The sequence below is a fragment of the Paenibacillus sp. FSL H7-0357 genome (genome assembly GCF_000758525.1).
Taxonomy (GTDB): domain Bacteria; phylum Bacillota; class Bacilli; order Paenibacillales; family Paenibacillaceae; genus Paenibacillus_AQ.
Genome location: NZ_CP009241.1, coordinates 227,458 through 250,850, shown reverse-complemented (window position 1 = coordinate 250,850; position 23,393 = coordinate 227,458). Strand labels below are relative to the sequence as shown.

Sequence of the window (23,393 nt, the reverse complement as noted above, 5' to 3'; positions counted from 1 at the left end):
TCGCACTTTATACAACTAAAATCGGGTATTTTGGGGCGAAAAGAGAAGTAGTTGTATTCCGTACACTTAAATAGACTGACTTCGGGTAAAACGAACCGCATCGCTAGTTTTAACTGCACAAAATGCAGTTATTACTCAAAAGTCCCTGTGTAAGCACCCTATAGTTGCACTAAATACACTTATACAGACGGCGGCGGCGCTGCAGGATTATCCTCCGGTTCGATATTTATGACAAAACATAAGCGTATGCTTCCGTAGCAAGTTTTGCACGAAGTACATCAATGAAGCAGATGCTAACAAAACTTTGAGGAGGGCTGAATATGGATCACAGCGAGGAATTGCAACAGGCCGGCTACCGATTACTCCATCAGCTCCATGACGATATTCAGCATTTCTCCGCCGAAGAGCTGTCACGCGAAGCCATTGTACGCCGGGGCCGGGAGATTAGCAGCAAGGAAAGCGCACCCGCGATCCAGGAACATCTGGCAACCTTGGCTGAAGTGATCGAGGCTTATTTGGCGGGGAGAGCGTCTGAGGATGCACTGGAGTACTATTTATTGCGCCAATTTCATATTGAATTGAATACGATTGAGGGACTGCTTACGCAGCTTGCCAGACTCAGCAGCGGAACCGGGGAAACAGAGAACCTGCTGCCTGAATCCGCCGATCCGGCTGTTTATCCGAAGGTCAGCGTCATTATCACTACTTATAATAGAAAAGACTTCCTGCATCAGGCGATTCAGAGCATTCTGCGGCAGGATTATCCCCATAAAGAAATTACCGTCATTGACGACTGTTCCAGCGATGGCACGGGCGAGATGATGCACACGAATTTTGGCGGTGACCCGCGTGTCATCTTCATGCAGAATGAAACCAACAGCGGGCCGGGGAATAACCGGCGCAAGGCTTTTGCCGCTCATGGAGACGGTGAATATATTCTGTTCCTCGATGATGACGACTATCTGATTGACTCCAGTTATTTAAGCAGAGCTGTGAATTTTCACCTGACGCATCCTGAGGCATCATTTGTGGCCGCAAACGTATTTCTGGAATACTCCAAAAGCCGGAAGCTCACGATCTCCAGCCTGCAGCTGGCCAGCATTACCGGCAAAAAGGATTATTTCATGAATTTCGAGCAGAAGGGTTATCCCAAGCCTGCCTCTACACTAACCACAGTCTTCAAACGCGAAGCGCTGATGAGCATGGACATTCTGAGCATGAACATGGTCAACGATGCGTCGATTTACCTGCGTGCCCTGCTGATCGGCGATGCCGGGTTCATTGATTGTTTGGCCGGGGTGTACCGGATTCATGGCAATAACATCACCTTTCATCTCAGCCAGTCGTTCCTGATCGAGAACCTGGAGGAGAAGCGGCTTATCCGCAATATGGCGATTGAACGCTACGGCTACAATAAGCAGGAAATGAACGAGTGGTTCAACCACAATGTGTATGACACGATCTCTTACTACCTGATGAATTCGGCCAAAAGTCATACCGACTTTAAGTTCATGTATAACTGGGCCAGCAGCCATTCCCCCAAAGCTTACAGCCAGCTGAAACGCCAATTCCGCACCAAGCTGATGAAAAAGCAGCTGTTGCGGGTATCCTTCGTTCGTTCGCTGCTCAACCGGTAACTTCGACTGCGCCCATACTAATGTAGTAACGTAGTAACCAGACACCTCACAGGGTGTCTTTTTTTCGTGTAACCAATACCCTGTATAAGACAAAAACAAACTATTGCAAGACAAAAAACAGCACCCTCCTTCATCGGGAGGATGCCATTTGAACCTTGTTACGCTTGTTTTATCAGCTGATCCAGCAGTTCTACCGCTGCGCCAAGCTCTGCTTTGGGGATACTGCCATAGCGGTCACCGATATGCATCTCAAAAAAGCAGGAGGTTTCCCCTGTTTCCCTCAGCGATGCAGTCAGCCCCACTCCGGTTTGCTCATACACTGTAACCAGTATCGGCTCAAGCTGCTCCTTGGCCATGGCAAAATGGACATGGAACATGTTCGAGACCGGCTGCTGCGGAAGTGTAGACACCTTATGGCAGCCACCCAACAAAGCAGCAAGCTCCTTGGCTTCCTCATAGTATTGTCCCATCTTGCCGGCTCTCTGCCGGTAATAATATTGGGCCGGGACGATGTACGGGTAGAGGCTGACCAAGTCGCCGCCATGCCGCCGTTTCCAGATCTTCGATTCCTCTGTAAACTCCCTGCTGCCCGCGAGAATGGCACCGGCGATGCCGCCAATCCCTTTATAGAAGGAGATATATACGCTGTCAAACAGGCTGCATACCTCAGCCGCCGTCTTCCCGTAATACGGCAGCACCTCAAACAATCTCGCGCCATCGAGATGCAGAATAATGCCCTGCCCGCGGCAATAGGCGGAGATGGCTTCAAGCTCGGCATACTCGGGCAGCTGGCCGCCGATTTCGCGCTGCGGCAGCTCCAGCAGCAGACAAGCAATGTCCTTTCCGATGTTCTTCACATCATCCAGTGTAATTAAGCTGTCCTTATCCGCAAGAAGCAGCGGCTCGATATGATGCAGCTCTTTAAGCCCGTCCTGCTCATGAATCTCCAGATGGCATAAAGGATGATATGCTACCGTCTTCATTCCCTTACGGTCGCACCAGATTCTTAGAGCAATTTGCTGGGCCATGGTCCCGCTGGGAAAAAAGACCGCCGTCTCCTTCCCGAGAACTTCCGCCATTTCGGCCTGGAAATCCTCGATCAGCCCGCCCCCTCCGTAAATATCGCTGTCCGTCTGTCCATCCACTCCGGCAAAGGCCTCTTTCAACACTTCAATCTCGCGTTTCCCGTGTCCGGCCAACTTCATAGCCGTGGCGTTAAAGGCTTCAAGCAGTGATTTTGTCTCACTCATCCCGGTAAATTCTCCCTTCATCTATACCTACATCTGCATCGAATACCTTAAATTATATCATTTCAGGCCAAAACTCCTGAATTTTTTGAATGTTCACGTTTTATTCCCCGTACCGAGATGAAATAAATTGACCGCTGTGCTACAATATTGAAATTGCAAAGGCAATCGCTTAGGGAGGTTTATTATAACACCATGCTTATTATTGGTATCGCCGGCGGGACCGGTTCCGGCAAAACGACAGTAGCTCGCTCCGTCATTGACCGTCTGGGAACAGACAAAGTGACGTTCATATCTCAGGATAACTACTATAAAGACCATTCTTACCTCAGCATGGCTGAGCGCGGAGCAATCAATTACGATCATCCGCTGGCCTTCGATACGGAACTGCTGATTGAGCATCTGGATTGTCTGAAAGCCGGACAAGCTGCGTACGCTCCAGTGTATGACTTCACAGTTCATGCCCGCTCCACTGACAAGACGGTTGAGCTTGCGCCCAACAACATTGTTATTCTCGAAGGGCTGCATGTGCTTTCCGATGAGAAGCTGCGGGAACAGCTGAACATTAAGGTATTTGTAGATACAGACCCGGATGTGCGTATTCTCCGCCGGGTGCTGCGGGATATTGAAGAACGCGGCCGGACCATCCGCTCCATTCACACGCAATATCTGACGACGGTAAAGCCAATGCATGAGGCGTTTATCGAGCCTTCCAAGAAATACGCCGACCTCATCATCCCTGAAGGCGGACAGAATCAGGTTGGCATCGAATTGTTGTCCGTATTGACCGAGAAATATCTTTCGGGCGATGAGCAGTGGAACGGAAACACGCGGTAAACAAGTGGAAACGGATATCGTCCTCAAACAGGACGGTATCCGTTTCGGCGAGAAATAGAATTTTGAAATGATACGTAACAGGTACCGTCCTTTTTATAGGGAGGGTACCTGTTTTTTAAAGTAACATCAGTAATCCATGGAATGAAAGCTCCACTTTGACAGTGGATTCTAGTCAGGAAAGCAAATCGGCATCAAACAACCCCCCCCCAATTCACACTATAGAGTTATATAACCTTACACTCATATGAAATTTTCATGTTTTTTCAGCAACAAAATATAAAAAAACCATACCGAATGTTATTTTATTTGACTGGTAGCGCTTTATTCAATAAAATAAGGGTTGATTATTTCTGGTTCTTCCACTATGATAATGTCATCAGGTGGATTTAAAAGTTAAAGCGGTTAAACTTTATAAATAATAAATACAGTAATATTGCCTTTTTACGACATTTATTTACGACAAAAGTTAAAGCGCTTATACTTTTAAGATCGAAAGGTTGGTGTGTCCGTGATTAAGAGTGAGAGCAGGCGTCGGACGTTCTACATGTATCTGTTTATTTCGCCCTGGCTTATCGGTTTCCTGGTCTTCGCGCTGTACCCCATCATATCATCGCTTTACTACAGCTTCACCGATTACGACATTATTCACCCTCCCAGGTTTATCGGCCTGGCCAACTACACAGAAATGTTTCACAATGATCTGTTCTGGAAGTCGGTAACGGTCACGCTTAGATACACCTTTATCAGTGTTCCGGTACAGATGCTGCTGGCTCTCGGCTTTGCGCTGCTGCTGCACCAGACGATTCCCCTGCGGGGCTTCTTCCGGACAGCAATGTATTTTCCCAGCATGGTGTCAGGCGTCGCGATGTCTCTACTCTGGTACTGGATCTTCAATCCACAGATCGGCCTCTTCAACTACATGCTCTCCTGGTTTGGCATTCACGGCCCGGCCTGGCTGATGAGTCCGGACACCGCACTGTATGCCCTGATCATCATGTCCTTCTGGACAGCCGGATCCGGTATGATTCTCTTCCTTGCAGGGCTGCAGGGCGTGCCGTCCAGCCTAATTGAAGCCGCCAGACTGGACGGCGCGGGCCGCTTTAGAATTTTCAAGAACATTACGCTGCCGATGATCTCTCCCGTGCTGCTCTTCCAGCTGATTATGGGCCTGATCGACTCCTTCCAGGTCTTTACCCAAGCGTTCGTCATGACGCAGGGCGGTCCCAATTATTCCACCTGGTTCTATGTTTACAATCTGTACAACACCGCCTTTAAGGAATACCGGGCAGGGTACTCGTCAGCTCTGGCTTGGGTGCTGCTGATCGTCGTTCTGGTGTTCACGGCCATCATTATGAAGCTGTCCAACCGTTATGTTCATTACGAAGGAGGGGAACGCCGATGAGTACCGTCAAGGCCACCAGTCCCCGGGTGCCAACTTCCCATTCCCGGCGGAAAGCGGATCCCGTAAAGATCGCCAGCTTCATTACCTTGCTGATTACAACCTTCCTTATGCTGCTTCCGCTCTTCTTCATGGTCTCGACTTCCCTGAAATCGAAGCGGGAAATGCTGAAATTTCCGCCGACCTTTCTCCCGGAGAGCTGGGCCTGGAGCAATTACACGGAGATTTTTGATACGCTGCAGTTCGGTACACTGTATAAGAACAGCCTGATCATCGCCGGACTCACCGTCATTGGCACCCTGCTCTCCTCGGCACTGGTGGCCTACGGCTTCGCCAGATACAGAGGCCGGGGCAACCAGCTCTGGTTCGCCCTGCTGCTGAGCACGATGATGCTGCCTTATCCGGCGATCATGATCCCGCAGTTCGTGCTCTTCTCCAAAATGAACTGGATCGATACCTTCCTGCCGCTGGTCGTGCCTGCATTCTTCGGTTCCGCCTACAACATCTTCCTCTTGCGGCAATTCTTCTCTACGCTGCCCGAAGAGCTGTTCGACGCCGGACGAATCGACGGCTGCGGCGAACTGAAGATGTGGCGTACCATTGCGCTGCCGCTGTCCGCACCGGCACTGGCGACCGTCGCCATCTTCGCTTTTATTTACAGCTGGAACGATCTGCTCACACCGGTGCTCTACTTAAGCTCCTCGGACAAATTCACACTGCCGGTCGGCATGGCCTCGCTCACCTCGTCGCGGTTCCGCATCCCGCCTTGGCATCTGCTGATGGTCGCCTCCGTGCTGGCTATGGTTCCAATCGTCACCCTGTTCGCCGTGGCCCAGAAGCAGTTCGTGGAAGGCATAGTACTGACAGGCATCAAGTAATCTCCGCTGTACTTTTGGCGGCCAAATATACTTGAAATGATGGAGGGATTCGCTCATGAAAAGGAACAGTACAAGGAAGTCATTCGCACTGCTGCTTGCAGCGTCCATGGCCTTGATGGTGATGCTGTCAGGCTGCGGAGGAGGCAAGTCGGCAAGCAATGTGGCCCCGGGAAACAAAAATACCGGAGACTCCGGCGGTTCAGAGAAACAAGTGACCATTACCCATTACACGATTGATTCGGAAGACCGCACCTTTATCGAAAAGCTGATTCCCGATTTCGAGAAGGAGCACCCGAACATCAAGGTCAAGGTGGAAAAAGCGCCGTATGAGCAGTTTGACAGCAAGCTCCAGACGCTGATTGCCGGAGGCAAATCTCCCGATGTCACCAGCCACTACGGCTACGGCGGGTTCGCAGAATATTACAACAAAGACATGCTGCTTGATCTGACCGACCTGATCGCGGAGGAAGGCTTCAAAGCCGGAGATTACCACATACCGGATAACCTGATGAAGATCTACACCGTAAACAACCGTACCTACGGCATCCCGGTCAATATGTATGTCACCCTGATGCTCTATAACAAAGATATGTTCGATGCTGCGAAGCTGTCCTATCCGCCAAGCGACTATGAAGATAAGAGCTGGACGTTTGAAAAGATGGTCGAGGAAGCAAAAAAAATGACGCTCATCTCCGACGATATCGCTAAAACACAATACGGTGTCGACTTTACCTGGGCCGAGCGGGATATGCGGCCGCTGTATTTTGGGGCGGAGCCTTACTCCGAGGACACCTGGACCAATGGCGGCGTTCCTTCCGAAACTCATTTTGATTCTCCGGAGGTTATTGCCGCATACCAAAAGCTGTTCGATCTGATCTTCAAGGATAAAGTCTCACCGAACTCCGAGTGGAGCAAAAGCGTAGCCGGCCAGAACGGCGATCCATTCGTCGCAGGCAAAATCGGCATGTCGATCGGCGGCTCGTGGAACCTCGCGGGAGCCAATGATTTCCCGTTCAACATCGGCGTGGCCGCAGTGCCATGGGGCGGCAATGACAAGGTGCGCAGCACCCTGTTCGTCGACCCGCTAATGATTCTGAAGGACTCCGAACATCCGAAGGAAGCTTTTGAATGGATTCAATTCCTGCTGACGACTGAAGTTCAGGAGAAATCGATTGAGCTGAGCGGCGGCAACCCGCCTGTGAACACCGAAGCAGCAGAAGCCTACTACAAACATTTTGACGGCATTGATCCCGAGGATGTGAAGAAGGTATACGAAGGCGCTGTTAAATATGGCTATGAATCCTACAACCACCTCATCACTAAATATTCGCAGATCAATGATATGTTCATCAATGAGCTGCAGCCTGTCGAGACCGGACACAAAACCCTTGAAGAGGTGATGCCGGTCATTCAGAAGAAAGTTACCGAAATTATTAAGAGATAAGACGTTTAGCGGATATTCCGTAAGCCTTGTATACTGGAGATAGAATATAGCTTCGGAAAATCCGCCGCAAGGAGCGCTAGCGATGAAAGTAAGTATTTTTGATGTAGCCAAAAAATCAGGATTGTCCGTTGTCACCGTCTCCCGGGTGCTGAATGGTGCCGGGACGGTGCGGGAGAATAACCGCCAGAAGGTGCTGGATGCAATCAAGGAGCTGGATTATCGGCCCAATGCGGCTGCGCGCAGCCTTGCCAGCGGCAAGACCGGGATTATCGGCCTTATCGTAACGACACTGCAGGATTCCTTCTTCGATGCCGTGGTCAAGGAGCTGAATGACGTGCTTGCCCTGCACGGCTACTACCTGGCCATCTCCATCTCGACAGGCATCGACTTCAATGAGAACCACTATCTGATTCAGGAGGACCGGGTAGATGGCCTGATTCTGCTCTCCCCGATGCAAGAAGACAATTATATTGTGGAATTGAAACGGCGCGGAATCCCCTATGTGCTGATTGATAATCAGCAGGAGGGGAATGACGCCTATTCCATCACCATTGATAACTTCAAGGGCGGCTATGCGGCGGGCAGCCATCTGCTTGAGCTTGGCCATACGTCCATCGCCCACCTCTGCGGCAATGAGATGTTCCGCAGCACACGGGAGCGGCGCGGCGGCTTCCTGCAGGCCCTGCAGGAGAAAGGGCTGGAGCCGTTTGAGATTGTCCATGGCGATTTCGATATCGGCATGGGCTATGACACCGGCAAACGCTGGCTGCAGGCGGGCAAGCTGCCCACGGCTGTATTCGCCGGGGATGACAATATCGCGTTGGGATTGATCAACGCGCTGATGGAGGCCGGCATCTCTGTGCCGGAAGAGGTGGCCATCGTCGGATATGACGACCACTATATCGCCTCACAGCTGCGCCCGCATCTGACAACTTTGCGCCAGCCGGCGGATAAGATCGGGCTTGCCGCCGCCGATATGCTGCTCAGACGCATCAACGGAAATATGAAACGCGGTGCTAACATCCGGATTGATCCGGAGCTGATTGTACGTGACTCCACCTCTTCCAGGTAGAACCGCACCTGCAATCATTCCGCCTGCGGGCTTTCGAAGCCAGTTTTGTACGAAGAGATTCAGAGAAGTGATGCTCACAAAACTAAGCAAATGCTTTCGAAGCCAGTTTTGTACGAAGAGATTCAGAGAAGTGATGCTCACAAAACTTTAGGAGTGACGACCATTGACTTACTACTTGGGGATCGATGGGGGAGGAAGCAAAACCTATGCCCTGCTCTGCGATGAGCACGGCAATGTGCTTGGCAAGGGCAGGAGCGGCAACGGCAATCACCAGATTAGCGCTACGGAAGCCGCTGCGAGCATTCGCGAAGCCTCCTTCGCCGCACTGGCGGAAGCCGGGCTGCAGCTAGGCGATATCAAGCATGCTTATCTCGGGCTTGCCGGCGCCGACCGGAAGACGGATTATTATATCCTCCACCCGATGATATGCGGGATCGGATTTACAAATTATACACTCAGCGGCGACCCGATGATTGGACTAAGGGCGGGTACAGGCCGGCCTTACGGGGTCGCGCTGATCTGCGGCACAGGCACCAACGCCGCCGGACGCAATCCGCAGGGCCAGCATTATCAATGCGGCGGCTTCGATTATATGTACGGCGATTTCGGCGGCGGCGGCTCGCTGAATATCGAAGTGTTCCGCACCGTTATCCGCGCCTGGGACGGCCGGGAATCCCCCACCCTTCTGACTGCGCCGCTGCTGAAGCTGCTCGGCTATCAGCAAGTGGAAGATATGTACAATGACTTTCTTGATCACGGCAAGCATGTGCCACTTGACGCTGCCCGCCTGTTGTTCCCGGCGGCCGCCGAAGGAGATGCTGCGGCGCTAGCGATTCTGCAGCACCAAGGCATGGAGCTGGGCAAAGCTGCCGCAGCAGTCATTCACAAGCTGGGCATGGAGAATGACACCTTCGACGTAGTGCTTGTAGGAAGCCTGCTCACCCGGGGCGACCGCGGCTGGATCCGTGGACCTATCAACCAGGCCGTACAAGAAGCGGCTCCTCTTGCCGCTGTAGTCACCCTATCCACTGAGCCTGTGGTCGGTGCTGTCTGGTCAGCCCTGGAAAGTGACGGCCTCACCATTACCAGCGATATTTATGAGAAGATGCGTGTGTTTCAGGATTTCGAACTTATCCCTATCACAACAGGACAGGAGTGATTTATCTTGACAGCTAAGCAAGGACTGAAAATCGCCGTTATCGGCGGAGGCTCTTCGTATACACCGGAACTGGTAGAAGGATTCATTCTGCATTACAAGGAGCTCCCGGTCCGCGAGCTCTGGCTCGTGGATATTGAACAAGGACAACGCAAGCTGAACATTGTCGGCAGTCTGGCTAAACGCATGGTCGAAAAGTCCGGCCTGCCGATTGAAGTCCATCTCACCACCGACCGCCGCAAAGCCATAGAAGGCGCGGACTTCGTCAGCACACAAATCCGCGTCGGCATGCTGGATGCCCGGGGACGCGACGAATCCATACCGCTGAAATACGGCGTCATCGGCCAGGAAACGACCGGCCCCGGCGGAATGCTGAAAGCGCTGCGCACGATCCCCGTCATCCTGGACATCTGCCGGGATATCGAAGAGCTAGCGCCTGACGCCTGGCTGCTGAATTTCACCAACCCGGCAGGAATGGTGACCGAAGCCGTACTGAGATATTCGAACGTGAAGAGCATCGGCCTCTGCAATGCCCCCATCGGGCTGATCAAGGAGGTATCGGCCAAATATAACGCCGCACCTGACCGGATCTATGCCGAATTTGTCGGCTTGAATCATCTGCACTGGATCACCCGCATTGATGTCGAAGGCGAAGACAAGCTGGATGACATGCTGGCCGACACCGCCGGCTACAGTGCAAAGAATGTGCCCGCACGGGAGTGGAATCCCGAATTCCTGCAATCGCTGCGCGCCGTGCCCTCTTATTATCTGAAATATTTCTATATGACCGATGCGATGCTTGAAGAGCAGCAGAAATCGTTCAAGGAAGGCGGAAATCGCGCCGAAGTGGTAAAACGTGTGGAAGAAGAGCTGTTTGAGATCTACAGCAATCTGGAGCTGAAGGAGAAGCCGAAGCAGCTGGAGCAGCGCGGCGGATCCTTTTACTCCGAGGCGGCGGTGAACCTGATGCGTTCGCTGCACAACGGCACGAATGACATCCAGACCCTTAATGTCGCCAACCGCGGTATCCTTGACTTTCTTCCGGAGGATGCCAGTATCGAGGTCAACTGTGTCGTGACCAAGACCGGACCGCTGCCGCTGCCGCTGACCAGAATTCCGCAGATGGCCAAAGGGCTCATCCATGCCGTCAAAACCTACGAGCAGCTTGCAATTGATGCCGCCGTAAGCGGTGACCGCAGCCTGGCTATCCAGGCGATGGCTCACCATCCGCTGGTCCCTTCGGTCGAGGTAGCTATCGCTATGCTCGATGAAATGCTGGAAGCGAATAAGGAGTATCTGCCCAACTTCTTCCCCTCTGCAGCGGTTCCCGCTCCGGCGCAATAAGCAACTCCTCCCCTAACTCAGAAGAGACTGCTCCGCCCGCGTATGATGCAGCGGGTGAAGCAGTCTCTTCATTTTTTTAAGATGGAAGCAGGGTTTCAATGTCTATCTAGATGACCCGGTGCTTCACCCACTTCTCTCCAAGGAAACGCCGCAGGAAGATGAAGCCCCGCACGCCCCACTCGCAGTTCATCGCCAGCCATACCCCGACTATGCCCATATTCAGTACGATACCCAGGACATATCCCAGCACTACGCGGAACAGCCACATGGACAGCATCGACACCATGGAGGTGAATTTCGAGTCTCCTGCCGCTCTAAGCGCCGAAGGCGTAATGAAGCTGACCGACCACAGCGGGATCTGCGCCAGCGAATTAATCAGAAAGACAAGGAAGATATCCCCGACAATCTCGGCGGGTGGATGAAACAACGACACCAGCGGATGAAAAAACGGAAAAATAAGCAAGGCCATCAGGACAAAGGATGCCGAAGACAACCAGAGAAACGATTTGACGAATTTCCGGGCGTCTTTTACATTCCTGCTGCCCATACATTGACCCACCACCGTAATGAGCGTCAGAGACAAGGCATTGGCGGGAATCTGCATGACCCCGGCCAAGGTAGATGAGATGGCATTCGTAGCAATCGCATAGGTGCCCAGGCTGACAATGAAGATCTGGGTCAGAATCTTCCCCCCGTTAAAAAACATCTGCTCTGCGGCAAACGGCAGGCCGATCGACATGATTCTTTTGAGCATCGTCCAGTTCAAGGCCAGCAGATCGCGGATCTTCACATGCAGGCTGCTATCCAGCCGGAACAGATAGACCAGCGCGCAGACGGCCGCCAAATATCTGGATATATTAATCGCAACGGTCATGCCGAATACACCCATATGCAGTCCGTTGATAAATACAAAGTTCAGCAGCACATAGACCAGGTTCATAATCAGCGAAAGCACCAGCGACGCCCTCGTCCTTCCGATTCCGCGCAGGGCGCCGCATACGGCTTCTACAACAGCAATGCCCAAATAGGACAAGCTGCTCCCGATCAGGTACGTTCTCGCATTGTCCATAACTTCCGGCGAAGCTGCACCGAACAGTACATTCAGCAGCGGACCGTGAAATACAATCCCGAACAGGCCGATGAAAAAGGCCATCATAGATACGGAGGATACCGCACCTGCAGTGGCCTTGGAGACCATAAGCTCGTTACCGCTCCCCTTATACTGGGCGACCACAACGGTCCCCCCTGTTGAAACTGCAATAAATACACTGATCAGAAAAATATTAAGCGAGTCTATCATATTCACAGCGCTGATCGCCGCCACACCGGACGAGCTGATCATCGCCGTATTCACTAGATTCAGACCAACTACAAATGCCTGATCAACCAGAAGAGGAATAAATAGTGAGATGATCTGGCGATAGTCAATGGATTCTCCGGAAAAATGCTTGTCGAGAAACAGGCTGCCCTGTTTCACCTTTACCTTAGGCTCTAGCATAAACTTCACTTCTTTATATTAGAATTTGGGCCTCGTAATTCTAACATATGAAGTACAGAAGTCAAGGAAGCTGCCGATTGTTGCAGCTGTTATCCTCTTATCATAGAAGGAGAGAGAGTCAGAGTGAACGTCTTATCGAACGGGGTCATAATGTTAACCAGCACCGCCTTGCAGTTGTTCTGCAGTTTCGCCTCGCGTACCGAAGTCGCCAGATGGCCCGACTCGCCCCCCGTTAGTTCAATCCAGTCCTCACTACAGGTATAACGAAGGTCGCCGCCGCTCCAGAGATAGCAGTCCTCTTCTACAGTCTGAAGCTCTCCTGAAGTGAATTTTCCTTCCTGTCCAAAAATGAAGGACAGCTGTGCGGATTCAACAGCTTCTCCCAGTTCAACCGCGTATTCAATAAGCTTAGCGGCATGTCTCCGTCCGCGTTCCGTAAGCATCAGGCCTCGTCCAGTCCAAGCTCAACCCTGTTGTCCTACTAAGCTGAAGCTCATTTGAGCAGCTGAACCCAATGAAAAAAAGCTCCTGAGCTGTCCGTAGGGACAATTCAGAAGCTTTCTTTCTTGGTATGCGGTCAAGAGGACTCGAACCTCCACGATATTGCTACCACTGGCACCTGAAGCCAGCGCGTCTGCCAATTCCGCCATGACCGCAAAGTATTGTTTATTGCAGTGCAGGAATTAATATATCATGATTTTAACAATAGGGCAAGTTAATTTTTATTTAGCATTTAAATTCTCCAATGTAAGGCCTGGCGTTTAAGACTAATATCATAGGTAGACCGTTTTCATAGCTATATATTATTACTAACGATTTCCCATTTGGTCACAGATCAATAACGAGGTGATTTTGTATGAGCAGGCCTTATGTAACGGCAACAAGCACCAACAAGCTTCATTTATTCCTCGCGGAACTGGATAGCAGAATGAAGGATTTTGAATCTCTGGACGGCGTCCAGGGCATCACCTTGAACGGCGGATTATCCCGCGGGTATGCCGACGAGTTATCGGAGATCGATTTGGTTTTCTACTTGGAGTCCTCCCCGTATGAGCTGTGGAACAGCGGACAATCCCCTATCCCCCTAGGTATTACCAGGATCGGCAGCTATCTGTATGACATCAAGATCTCAGATCTGGAAGAAGAGCTGCAGCGGTCATGGGAGAGCGTGGCGCTGTGGGATTTATCCTATGCAAAAGTCCTGTACGATCCCACGGGGCAAATCGCCAAAATGATGTCAGAAAAGCTGGCGCATACACCAGAGCCGCTGCATGCCGAAGGCTTGTTATTCAATTGCTGGTGGTATTTTCGGCTGGCCGGGGATATCTGGATTCACAGAGGTGATCCCGTGCAGGGCCACTCCATGCTCAATATGGCAGCGACCCGCTTGCTGGAGGCCTTATTTATTGCCAACCGTGAATATGTGCCGCATGAGAAATGGCTGGTCCACATGAGCAGAACGCTGCCATGGACTCCGGCCTGCTGGGAAACAAGACTCAAGGAGATGATGAGCACCGGGGACCTCTCCAAGGAGAGTCTGATTGTAAGACAGGCCATAATCGAGCATCTTTGGCGGGAAGTCGATTCTTATATCATCAGCAAGGAATGTCCGGGCTACAACTTGAATGTAATGCACAAAACCTTCTATGATCTGCTGAAATTTCTGCTGCCTAAAGACAGTCTCCCCATCAAGGAATGGACGGATCGCATGGGTTTATCCATGTTGTCGCGAGAACCTTTTGTCCGCTTTACCTCCGTCACCAAAGACCAAATCATTGTAGATAAGCACAAACTTCTATCCATTCAACCGGAGGAACTAGACTCGTGGTTTGCGGCCTTAGTAGAACAAATTAAGGAGGAGTCAGAGTGAATAGCCAGCGATTATGTGATAAAGAAGTTGTTCCTACGGAAGAACAGATCTATACGTTTATTGGCGCAGAGGCCAAGCAAGCATGGATCGAACTCAGCCGCTTTGCCGAACAAAATTACGATCACCAGCCAGAACTCAATTTTGGCGGAAAAAATTATGGCTGGAATGTGAGATACCGCAAGAGCGGGAAGACCTTATTTGCTATGTTTCCGGAAAAAGAGGGCTTTACCGTTCTGCTTGTACTCGGGAAAAAGGAGATCGAAGCGTATACGGGCAAGATGGAAGAGTTCGGGGCATATTTTAAGTCGGTGTATGAAGCTGCTGCTCAATTCCACGATGGACGATGGCTATGGATTAAAGTGCATTCTATAGATGAACTTAAAGATATTGTGCAAATGATCCTGATCAAGAAAAAACCCAAGAAGCGGGGGTGATTGGATGAACTGGAGAATTAAAGAGCGGCTGCAATTCGGGAAAGAACTGAAGCTTATCGACGGCTACTGCCACTTTGGCTTTCATAATCCACAGGGTACCCGCTATATTCTAGACCATGATACGCACTGGGTTGGGGAAATCGCGACGGATACGGACACTCTGAACTGGACGGCCGGTAATCAGATCGTCAGAGAGCATGTGAGGCATATCTATGCGGATATCCTCAACCCTACTTATATTACCTTTCCGGATAAGGAGACCGTTATCGTCGCCAGCAGCGGGAATAACAAAGTATTCGCAATTAACCCTGCTGCCGGAGAAGCCCGGTTGCTGATAGACGGAGCGGCTTGTGGATTTAAGGATATTGGGAATTGTGAGTATGATTCTGCCGGCTTCTTGTGGATCAATGAAGTGACCGGATGCCGGGTCCATAAATTTGATCTGAAAGGTAATTTAATGACTACGCTAGGAACGGGTGAACCAGGATTTCAGGCGGGCACAGTATCTTTTACACAGGTGCAGTTTAACTGGATTTATGATTTAAGACGGGGAGCGGATGGAAACCTGTATGTGCTGGACAGCAAAAACTACTGTGTGCGCAAGATTGATCCCGTTAATGAAGAAGTCACGGTGATTGCGGGAACGGGCCGCGGCGGTTACACCGGAGATGGGGGATCTGCGATCCAGGCTACCTTCGGTTCAAGCAGCGGAGAACATTTTGACGGGCCATGGTCATTATCTCTCGACGAAGCCTCCAATCTGTATATCGGAGACACGCAAAATCATGTCGTCCGCAGGGTTGACCATCGCTCCGGGATCATCACCACCATTGCCGGAACCCCGCACATCGTTTCTCCAGCGGAGCATGTTCTGGATACTCCAGATCCCTTCAGCCTTCAGCTGCCGAGAATATGCAGCCTCGATTATTATGACGGTCAGCTGTTTGTTCCTGAATGGGACGGGGAGCTGATTGTTCTGGAAAAATGCCCATGACTGTCCGGCTCAACTGCCGGTTGGAAAACGCCGCCCCTCTCCCCTCCTTGAATCCATGGTTATTCCATAGTCCGGGATTATAATGAAATTACGACGTCGAATTCAATTTCGGGAGAGGTAACTATGATCAGTAGCGAAAAAGTCGGCAAACGCATCGCCATGCTCCGTAAAGAAAAACAGCTGTCCCAAGAACAATTGGCCGAACAGCTCAATGTCACGGCTCAAGCCGTCTCCAAATGGGAAACGGGGAAGTCCCTGCCCGAAACCGCCACCCTGCCTTTGCTGTCCAGTGTACTAGGCCACCCCATTGACGGTATTTTGCTGCCCCAGGAATTAGTCGTACTTTCCGCCGTATACACAGATGGCCGGGATTCCCATGATGTCACCCACTTTGTGAACCAGTTCGTGGCCGGCAACAAACTGTCCTTCACCGTCAGCGATCATATCTTCCCCGGCTGTCTGTCCGGCGACCGCTCCAAGGTGCTGATTGTCAGATATGAGACGCCTGCGGGAATCTATTCAGCCTATGCGCTGAAAGAACAGCTTCTGACGATTGATGTCCATTCCAAAGGGTATACCTCCGGCAAAAGCGGACTGGAATTTGTGTACGCCTCCTATGGAAATGAGCTGATCCACCGGAATGTTTTGAAGAAGATGCAGCATTATGAGTTCTTTCAGTGGGAGCATTTCACGGTCAGCCACGAGCTTTTCCCAAGCCTTATCGACAATGATGGCAACGATTATCTGCTGCTCCTCTACTTGAATGCCGAGGGTATTCATGCGGTAAGCTGTGCCGAAGGTGAGCAGATTCACTACAGCCCGGACCGGACCCGCCTCTTCGCCATCCAACCGTCCCGGCAGCATTATATTGTTGAGAATGTAGGCCGACTTGGCTTCGGCCAAGGAATGGACTGCTCATGGGCAGGAGCCTTCTATCTGTCTTTGAGCACAAGGGGGATTGAGACTACCTATGAGCAGGTAATGGGGGTGTCCGGGGCATGCTGGAGAATTTCTTTTACACCTATGTGGGATTATAGCTCAGCCGATGCGCTCGTAGCCTATGATTATTCAGCTGCTGCCCATAAAGCCTATGGTCTTACAGCCAGCCGGGCGAACCGGCTTACACCGGAAGAGCGCAAACAGGAGAAGCAAAAACTAATGGACAGCATTCGAAAGCATCAGCTGCCGATAGCGATCAACCTCAGGGTTGCCCCCGAGTGGGGCGTAATTACAGGGTACTTGGACAATGGGGATACCCTGCTGTGCCGCAGCTATTTTGACGGCGAAACCTTCGAGAGTCTGCACGACGATCCAGAGTTTCAGAGCGATATGAAGGTCAGCAAGGGCTATTTATATGTGGACCATTGGCCTTATATGCTAATGCGCTTTGACAGCCAGGCTCATGTACCGTCAGCTCTGGACAACTTCTATGCTTCACTCAGGGTCAAGCTGGACTCCATGAGGGCGGATGACAATAGAGGTTACCAGCTCGGCTATAAGGCTTTGGATACCTGGTGCGAAGGTCTGCTCAGCAACCGGTGGTACCAAGATGCAGAAACCTCTGATTTTGAACGCAGGTTCAGCGTAAACTACTTTTGCATGATGGCACTAACCGATGCCCGTAGAAGCGCCGCAGCTTACTTAAAAGCATCGCTGCCGCTGTTGCAGCATCCTGCCGAAGCCGGCGCGCTGGCTGAGATGGCCGGGGTGTATGAACAGATCGACGCCTTACTTGAAGGTTTTTACAAGGGAATGACCGATCCAGCTTCTATAGAGCCGGGCGTTTCCCCCCGCCCGTTCTGGACGAATGAGCACCGAAGCCGGCAGGCGGAGCTACTGCAAACCGTAAGCATGCTCGAACACCGTGGAGATGGGCTGGCTAAAGAGATACTGGAGAACAGCCAGCGCCATGCAGAGGCTTAAAGACTTTCTTCATAAATTGAAGTATAGGAACAAATGATAAAAGAACCTGTGGCCCTTGAACTGGGTGACAGGTTCTTTTGTTCAGCTTATTTGGAGGGATCACGTGGGCAAATCCTGGCGAAAGCCTGCACTGTAGACTGTTTCTTTGCACTATGCACCTATCGGGGAAAATTCTCTTCGAGATCAGCCCGCTGCTTACTCCTCGTTTCCAGTTAACTTTCTCACTGGCCGCAGCACCGCATAGCCATAGCCCTCGGGGAAATGGCGCTGATAGTCCTGCTTCGTTTCTTCATCCCAGGCATAACCCATGACCTTGGGATCGTAGTTCCAGGCCACTTGCTCAACAGTCCGCATCACTTGACCATTATCCTTCAGGTAATCAAATGGCGGGTGAAAAAAGACCAGATACTCCGATTCCGGAATATCCCTGCACTCCATCCCCTCAGGGATCTTCCCGTTGTAATCCGATGAAACAGGGATTCCGTACAAGTAACCTTTTTGGCCGTTCTTATAGAACCATCCGGCCGTCTGGCCCAGTTGTCCAGCTAACGTATGATGAGACATGCTCTCCAGCGTTCCGGAGATTTCATCGCAATCATGCCCGTTCTCCCAGAACCCGGCGTAGTTATGGGAAGCAAGGTCCCAGATCCCGATGAATTTATGGGCCGGTATGACTTCGAGCTTAATCTCCGCTTCCTGCAAATGCACTTCTCTCATTTTATCCCGCTCCTTGATCAGATAATGATAAGGAGTGAACACTTCGGCACGAATGGTCAGTGGAATGGGACAGGGTGCTTTCCGGTGGGCAGACGGGGTCGTGTTAAAAGCCTTCGAAAAAGCCCGGGAGAATGCCTCCTGCGACGAAAACCCGAACTTTACGGCAATATCCAGAATTCGCGTATCCGTGTCGCGCAGCTCCAGGGCGGCACGGCTGATTCTGCGCATCCAGATATAATCCCTGAGTGTCGTCCCGGTCAGCGCGTGAAACTGCTTGGTGCAGTAATAAGGGGAATACCCAAGCTGTTCCGACATTCTCAGCAGTGTTGGCGCTGCTGTAAGATCAGCATCAATCCAATCAATCATGAGCTGAACCATTTCATTCCATTCCACCATTGAAGGTTCCCTTCCTCTCATTGATGATCTTAGCAAAGGCAGCGCTTGTATATTTGACCTGAATTGCAATCAGTATTTGTATTCTTTATAATACACGGAAGCTAATATTGCAGCGCAAAGGAGAAACGATATGCCAACAGATGCAGGGACAAAAGAAAATCCTTGGAAATTAAAGACGCCTCCGCTAACCTCTGAATATGAAATGTATAAAGATGAAAAAGACGGCAAACCCATTATCGTCTGCACGGTAGGTAAAACCGTGCTGCATTACGACTATCGCTGCATCAATGACTTGTACGCCATGCTTAAGGAGCATGGGGAGTGGATGGAGCTGGGCAGCGCTGATGAGCAGAAGCCGGCAAAAGCAGGCACGGTCGAAGCCTGGGGGCGTTCTCCTGACAACCCGGTCGGCGGCTGGTACGGCTTGAAAAAGGGTCTGCGCGGCAGATTCGGTATGTATATCCCTCCCTTAATGGAGGCATTAGGACTTGCAGAAGTCGAGCATCAGCCAAGGAACAACCGTATGAAGGCACTGTAAGGGATGGAATCCCTACCTTTTACCCGAATCAAGCCCTTCAACACGATCCGACTAAACAGCACGCTGCATTCCGTATGAACACATTATTCATTAATCAGCTATTCTTGGGCTGTGATGTTTGCATTTGATACTGGCATGAGATATAGCAGAAGACACCCCTAAGGGTGTCTTCTGTGCAGTACTGCATATTATTTTGCACCTGCTGCTGCTAAAGCCTGCATAGTACAGAGCAGACGCTTCTTTATGCCTTAAGATTCAGCACCAGCACACTCACCGAGTTAGCAGGCAGATTAAGAACAATATTGCTGCTGTTCAGTGTAATCTCCCGCTCGTCAGGCACGATTTGCTCATTGTTTTTCTGGTTTACATTAGGCACATGTACAAGCTGGGCTTCGCCAGTCAAGGTGATCAGCTTCGCGGCTGCCCCGACCTTCAAATCTTCAAGCTGCAGCTGCGTTATTTTGTCTACATCATCGGCATTCACAAGCTTTACATACACATGCTTCGCATCTTTTGTAACCGAGTTGAAGATCTCTCTGTTGTAGGCCTCCAGCTTGTAGTCCAGCACCTTGCTGGCTGCTCTGCCGTCCGTATACGAACAGATCAGGCTCTCTCCGGTTTCACCACCGTAATTCACTGTAATCGTGTATTCCGTGTTGTCGGAAATCTCTTCATAGCTGGCTGCTCTAAGATTGCCTGCCGCCGTGCTGGAAGAGTAGTCGCCCAAGGTATAGGCTTCCACGCCTTGCTTGTATACCTTCACACCGGTAGCGTTGCCGCCATAGCTGATAGCATATTCGAGGACGTCCTTGTTCTCCGGTGAAATGTCAGTCAGCCCTGCGCCCACGTAGAAACCGTCCTCCCCCGCGATTCGCGAAGCAACAACCTCCACCTTGTAATCGGTCCAGCTGTCATTCAGGATGTAAAGGCCGTTCAGCCCGCTGGCCTGGGCTTTAAGTACAAGCCCTTTATCCGCCTGAACGGTATACCCTGCGGAGCCTGGGATGGTCTGCCAAGCCGGATCCAGCGCCTGTGTAAAGTCCTGATTAAGCAGCACACAGCCATCCTTATTCGACGTTACGGTCACGCGCTTCACCAGAATATCAGCATTGCCTGCCGCCACTTCAATTCCGCCATGAGGAAGGAGTGCTGCCGGTTTGCCGTTTCTATACGTGGAGAAGGAGGTTGCCAGTACTTTATTGCCCAAATATTTGGCATACAGCTGCTGCACATAATAGTTCGGGGTGTACCAGACTGTCTCATCGTCGAACCAGATGCAGTCCGGTGTCCAGCGGTAGGTCCCGTCCGTCAGCACCTTGTTGAACAGCGGTGCATAGGCGGCGAGCAGAACGACATCCGCATTGTTTTCGAATCCGGTCATAACCGCTGCCTCTGCTACTGCGCCGGCCAGTGTGTTTTTGTCCGTAGAAGCATATTCCCCGACAAATACCTTGGAGGTTTCCTTCCAGTCGATGCTGCCGTCAGCGTTATACGCTCTATAGTAGTAATTATACCGGTCGGCATTCGCAAGCAGATAGTCATTGGAACGGTAGTAATGCTCATCGGCAATCGTGTCCATGTAATTGCTCTGCTGCCCGTACCAGGTTACCGTTTCTTCAATTACTTTATGCCCGTCGGCAAAAGCCACCTCAGCCGATCCGCTGAGATTGCCGCTCAGGAACTTCCAGCCCTGTTGATACGCATCATCGTCCGCTTGCGCGCCAACCGTGGAGATAATATGCAGCTCATGCCCCGGATAGTTCTGCTCCATATAGGCATCTATTGATGTCTTGAACACTTCAAAGTTGGCGAAGAACTCTGTACCCCAGTTCTCGTTGCCTACGCCCAGATAGCGCAGATCAAACGGAGCTTTATGGCCCATCTTGCTGCGCATGGCCGCCCATTCGTTATTCTCGAAGTCCATGCTGATGGCGAAGTCGATCAGGTCGGTAAAGTTCTTGATGTAATAATCCCGTAATTCGCCTCCGGCCGGATGGGCGTAGTCTGAACGCGCCTGGCACAGCACGCCGCAAGCCATCACCGGAAGCGGAGTTGCATTAAGGTCTTCTGCCAGCTGGAAATATTCCATATAGCCGAGGCCCATAGTCATCATGTAGCCCCATACGTTGTAATTTTCTTTGCGCAGCTCAACCGCTCCGATGGAATCCTTCCAGTCATACACATTCTCCCAAATAAAGGAGCCTTCAGAGATGCAGCCGCCGGGGAAACGCAGGAATTTCGGATGCATACCGACAAGCGCGTTCACCAGATCTTTTCTCAGCCGGTAGTTCGGGTTGCCCGTATAGTTGGCGTGAGCCGACCGGGAGTGCTTTTCCTCGCCTGCCCCCCATACATCCTGCGGAACCAGGGACACCATGTCGATCGAAATTTCACCCGCAAAAGCAAGCGCCAGCTGGCCAAGAGCCGTGGCCGAACCCGTCAGCACAAGCTTGGCATCCACTCCATACTTCTTCCAGGTGTTTCCGCCCTCCACTTTCACGATTACGGAATCACTGATCGCTGACCCGTCCGCCCCCTGAAGCTGCAGCGTAATTGTACCGGCTGACTCTGCCTTCGCCCAGATTGTGAAATCGTACTTCGCGCCCGTTAGTATGGACATGGCACAATTTCCGTTGGAATCAGCAAACCCTTTGTTCTGAATCACGGCGCCATCCGCCACCGTCACATAATAAGCATTTACTTCCGGGTCCTTTACGCCAAAATGTTCATTTAGTCCGCCGCTGTGCTGCGGGAGCATCTTACCGGTATCTCCGGACCACGCGAATAAGGGCTCGCGGTTCCGGCCGGTGGAGCAGCCGCATTCCCCGGAAGTATGGGAATAGGTATCAAAAGCAAAAGATTCGAACGAGCGGTTCTGCACCAGCTCAGCATAAATTCCACCGTCCGCTGCGTTGTTAATGTCTTCATAGAACAAGCCGTACATCACCTCGCTGACATCGAGGATTTCCTTATTCCCATGGATGGTCAGTGTATATGGAGGCAGATCCTGCGGCAGCACTGAGACGTCGAAGCTTTTTTCCATAGAGACAGGCCCCCGGGTCAGAACTGCGGTAAGGGTTGCCGCTTGAGCAGAGCTTATTTCCTGAACCTGTCCATTATCCAGAAGCGCCGCAGGCTGGCTAGATTTCCAGCTCACTTCAACTTTTCCGCCCATCAGCGAAGCCGGCAGTGACAAGTCCTTAGTGATTATGGTCGTGGGGAAGGCAAGATACTTGTCTCTGGCCAGCCTTACGATCTCTTCATCACTCAAAGAATCGCACATCACCTCAATGACCTCGTCCATCGACAAACCCGCTTTATAAATCCGCATATCCGAGAGCGAGCCGGCAAAGTCTGCATCCGCAGCAAACTGCGAACGGCCGATAAAATTGCTGCTGTAGTTGTCCGAATCCGTAAAGGTCGCGAACCATCTGCGCAGCTGGGCATAGTTGCCGCTGGAGGTCTGGCTGATCGAGCCGTCGGCCACGGCTTCACCGTTCACATACACCACCGGACCCGCACTGCTTAAAGTGCCGCCTTGCGTACCCGTTACAGACATGGCAATGTGCATCCACTCGCCCCCGGCAAATCCTCTGCCCGGATCAACGGCCAGATCGCCGTGGGCAGACAGAGTACCGCGCAAATTACGTGTCAGGAACAGATAAGGCCCTTTCTCCCCTTTGCCAAAGTCAAAGATCCGCTCCCATACGTTAGCACCCTTGGCAAAGTTCACCCATGCAGCAACGGTTATCCCCGTGTTGTCGCTTACATCTTGAAGCAAGTCCGCCGGAAGCCGGACATACGAGGTTCCTGCATCGCCACCCGCAAATGTTGCAGCCACTCTGCCGCTCACCTCGGAGATTACCGGTGCTACCTTGCCGAAGGCCTCTCCGTTCCGCCCTTGTCCAGAGCTGTCTTTAGCGATATGGTCTGCATCCTCGAATTTGTAATGTGCAATGATTTGATCGCGGAAATTAGTCATTAGGGTCTCTCCTAACCTTTTATTTAA

At 51.5% G+C, this 23,393-nt stretch carries 18 protein-coding genes and 1 tRNA gene; 13 read left to right on the top strand and 6 right to left on the bottom strand.

The features are described from left to right. Positions 1-320 precede the first annotated feature (320 nt). Entirely contained in the window at positions 321-1,637 is a 1,317-nt protein-coding gene (locus H70357_RS34045) for a glycosyltransferase family 2 protein (RefSeq protein ID WP_052091745.1), read from the top strand. 158 nt (positions 1,638-1,795) lie between these two features. Here the strand turns inward: H70357_RS34045 and H70357_RS01215 are convergent, their stop codons facing one another. Beyond that, positions 1,796-2,887 (bottom strand): threonine aldolase family protein, encoded by a 1,092-nt coding sequence (locus H70357_RS01215; protein WP_038584821.1) that lies wholly within the window; start codon positions 2,885-2,887, stop codon positions 1,796-1,798. A 192-nt stretch (positions 2,888-3,079) separates the two neighbouring features. On the opposite strand from H70357_RS01215, the gene udk reads away from it, so the two are divergent. The 7 genes from udk to H70357_RS01180 all read left to right on the top strand — a co-directional run bounded on the left by udk (position 3,080) and on the right by H70357_RS01180 (position 11,014). Further along, on the top strand, positions 3,080-3,721 hold the full coding sequence (gene udk, locus H70357_RS01210; protein WP_038584819.1) for a uridine kinase: 642 nt from the start codon (positions 3,080-3,082) through the stop codon (positions 3,719-3,721). 544 nt (positions 3,722-4,265) lie between these two features. Beyond that, on the top strand, positions 4,266-5,123 hold the full coding sequence (locus H70357_RS01205; RefSeq protein WP_052091744.1) for a carbohydrate ABC transporter permease: 858 nt from the start codon (positions 4,266-4,268) through the stop codon (positions 5,121-5,123). After that, the gene (locus tag H70357_RS01200; RefSeq protein ID WP_038584816.1) at positions 5,120-5,998 is read left to right on the top strand and encodes a carbohydrate ABC transporter permease; all 879 of its coding nucleotides are present in this window, start codon (positions 5,120-5,122) and stop codon (positions 5,996-5,998) included. Before H70357_RS01205 ends, H70357_RS01200 begins: the two co-directional genes overlap by 4 nt. Before the next feature lie 55 nt (positions 5,999-6,053). Continuing rightward, on the top strand, positions 6,054-7,442 hold the full coding sequence (locus H70357_RS01195) for an ABC transporter substrate-binding protein (protein WP_038584813.1): 1,389 nt from the start codon (positions 6,054-6,056) through the stop codon (positions 7,440-7,442). Positions 7,443-7,524: 82 nt separating this feature from the next. Beyond that, entirely contained in the window at positions 7,525-8,514 is a 990-nt protein-coding gene (locus H70357_RS01190) for a LacI family DNA-binding transcriptional regulator (RefSeq protein ID WP_038584810.1), read from the top strand. Positions 8,515-8,677: 163 nt separating this feature from the next. After that, positions 8,678-9,673: an N-acetylglucosamine kinase gene (locus H70357_RS01185; protein ID WP_038584807.1), complete on the top strand. Its 996-nt coding sequence runs from the start codon at positions 8,678-8,680 to the stop codon at positions 9,671-9,673. A gap of 6 nt (positions 9,674-9,679) precedes the next feature. Further along, the gene (locus H70357_RS01180) at positions 9,680-11,014 is read left to right on the top strand and encodes a 6-phospho-beta-glucosidase (protein WP_038584805.1); all 1,335 of its coding nucleotides are present in this window, start codon (positions 9,680-9,682) and stop codon (positions 11,012-11,014) included. 106 nt (positions 11,015-11,120) lie between these two features. On the opposite strand, the gene H70357_RS01175 is transcribed toward H70357_RS01180, so the two are convergent. The 3 genes from H70357_RS01175 to H70357_RS01165 form a co-directional block, all read right to left on the bottom strand. Continuing rightward, positions 11,121-12,512, bottom strand: coding sequence for an MATE family efflux transporter (locus H70357_RS01175; RefSeq protein WP_038584802.1), 1,392 nt, complete (start codon positions 12,510-12,512; stop codon positions 11,121-11,123). Between the two features lie 89 nt (positions 12,513-12,601). Further along, positions 12,602-12,955 carry a hypothetical protein gene (locus tag H70357_RS01170; protein ID WP_038584799.1) on the bottom strand — a complete coding sequence of 118 codons (354 nt, stop codon included), beginning with the start codon at positions 12,953-12,955 and terminating at the stop codon, positions 12,602-12,604. 129 nt (positions 12,956-13,084) lie between these two features. Further along, positions 13,085-13,168, bottom strand: a tRNA-Leu gene (locus H70357_RS01165). A 200-nt stretch (positions 13,169-13,368) separates the two neighbouring features. Here H70357_RS01165 and H70357_RS01160 point away from each other — a divergent pair. The 4 genes from H70357_RS01160 to H70357_RS36845 all read left to right on the top strand — a co-directional run bounded on the left by H70357_RS01160 (position 13,369) and on the right by H70357_RS36845 (position 17,733). Next, positions 13,369-14,382, top strand: coding sequence for a DUF4037 domain-containing protein (locus H70357_RS01160; RefSeq protein ID WP_038584796.1), 1,014 nt, complete (start codon positions 13,369-13,371; stop codon positions 14,380-14,382). After that, positions 14,379-14,816, top strand: a complete 438-nt coding sequence (locus tag H70357_RS01155; protein ID WP_038584793.1) for a DUF3788 domain-containing protein — start codon at positions 14,379-14,381, stop codon at positions 14,814-14,816. Before H70357_RS01160 ends, H70357_RS01155 begins: the two co-directional genes overlap by 4 nt. A gap of 4 nt (positions 14,817-14,820) precedes the next feature. Beyond that, a complete protein-coding gene (locus H70357_RS01150; protein ID WP_038584790.1) occupies positions 14,821-15,810 on the top strand; it encodes an NHL repeat-containing protein in 990 nt (329 codons plus the stop codon). Between the two features lie 123 nt (positions 15,811-15,933). Further along, positions 15,934-17,733, top strand: a complete 1,800-nt coding sequence (locus H70357_RS36845) for a helix-turn-helix transcriptional regulator (RefSeq protein ID WP_052091743.1) — start codon at positions 15,934-15,936, stop codon at positions 17,731-17,733. A 195-nt stretch (positions 17,734-17,928) separates the two neighbouring features. Here H70357_RS36845 and H70357_RS01140 read toward each other — a convergent pair whose 3' ends face one another. Further along, positions 17,929-18,846 carry an AraC family transcriptional regulator gene (locus H70357_RS01140; RefSeq protein ID WP_038584787.1) on the bottom strand — a complete coding sequence of 306 codons (918 nt, stop codon included), beginning with the start codon at positions 18,844-18,846 and terminating at the stop codon, positions 17,929-17,931. A 130-nt stretch (positions 18,847-18,976) separates the two neighbouring features. On the opposite strand from H70357_RS01140, the gene H70357_RS01135 reads away from it, so the two are divergent. Beyond that, positions 18,977-19,384, top strand: coding sequence for a DUF6855 family protein (locus H70357_RS01135; RefSeq protein ID WP_038584784.1), 408 nt, complete (start codon positions 18,977-18,979; stop codon positions 19,382-19,384). A 241-nt stretch (positions 19,385-19,625) separates the two neighbouring features. Here H70357_RS01135 and H70357_RS01130 read toward each other — a convergent pair whose 3' ends face one another. Next, positions 19,626-23,366 (bottom strand): alpha-L-arabinofuranosidase C-terminal domain-containing protein, encoded by a 3,741-nt coding sequence (locus H70357_RS01130; protein ID WP_038584781.1) that lies wholly within the window; start codon positions 23,364-23,366, stop codon positions 19,626-19,628. Between the last annotated feature and the right edge of the window lie 27 nt (positions 23,367-23,393).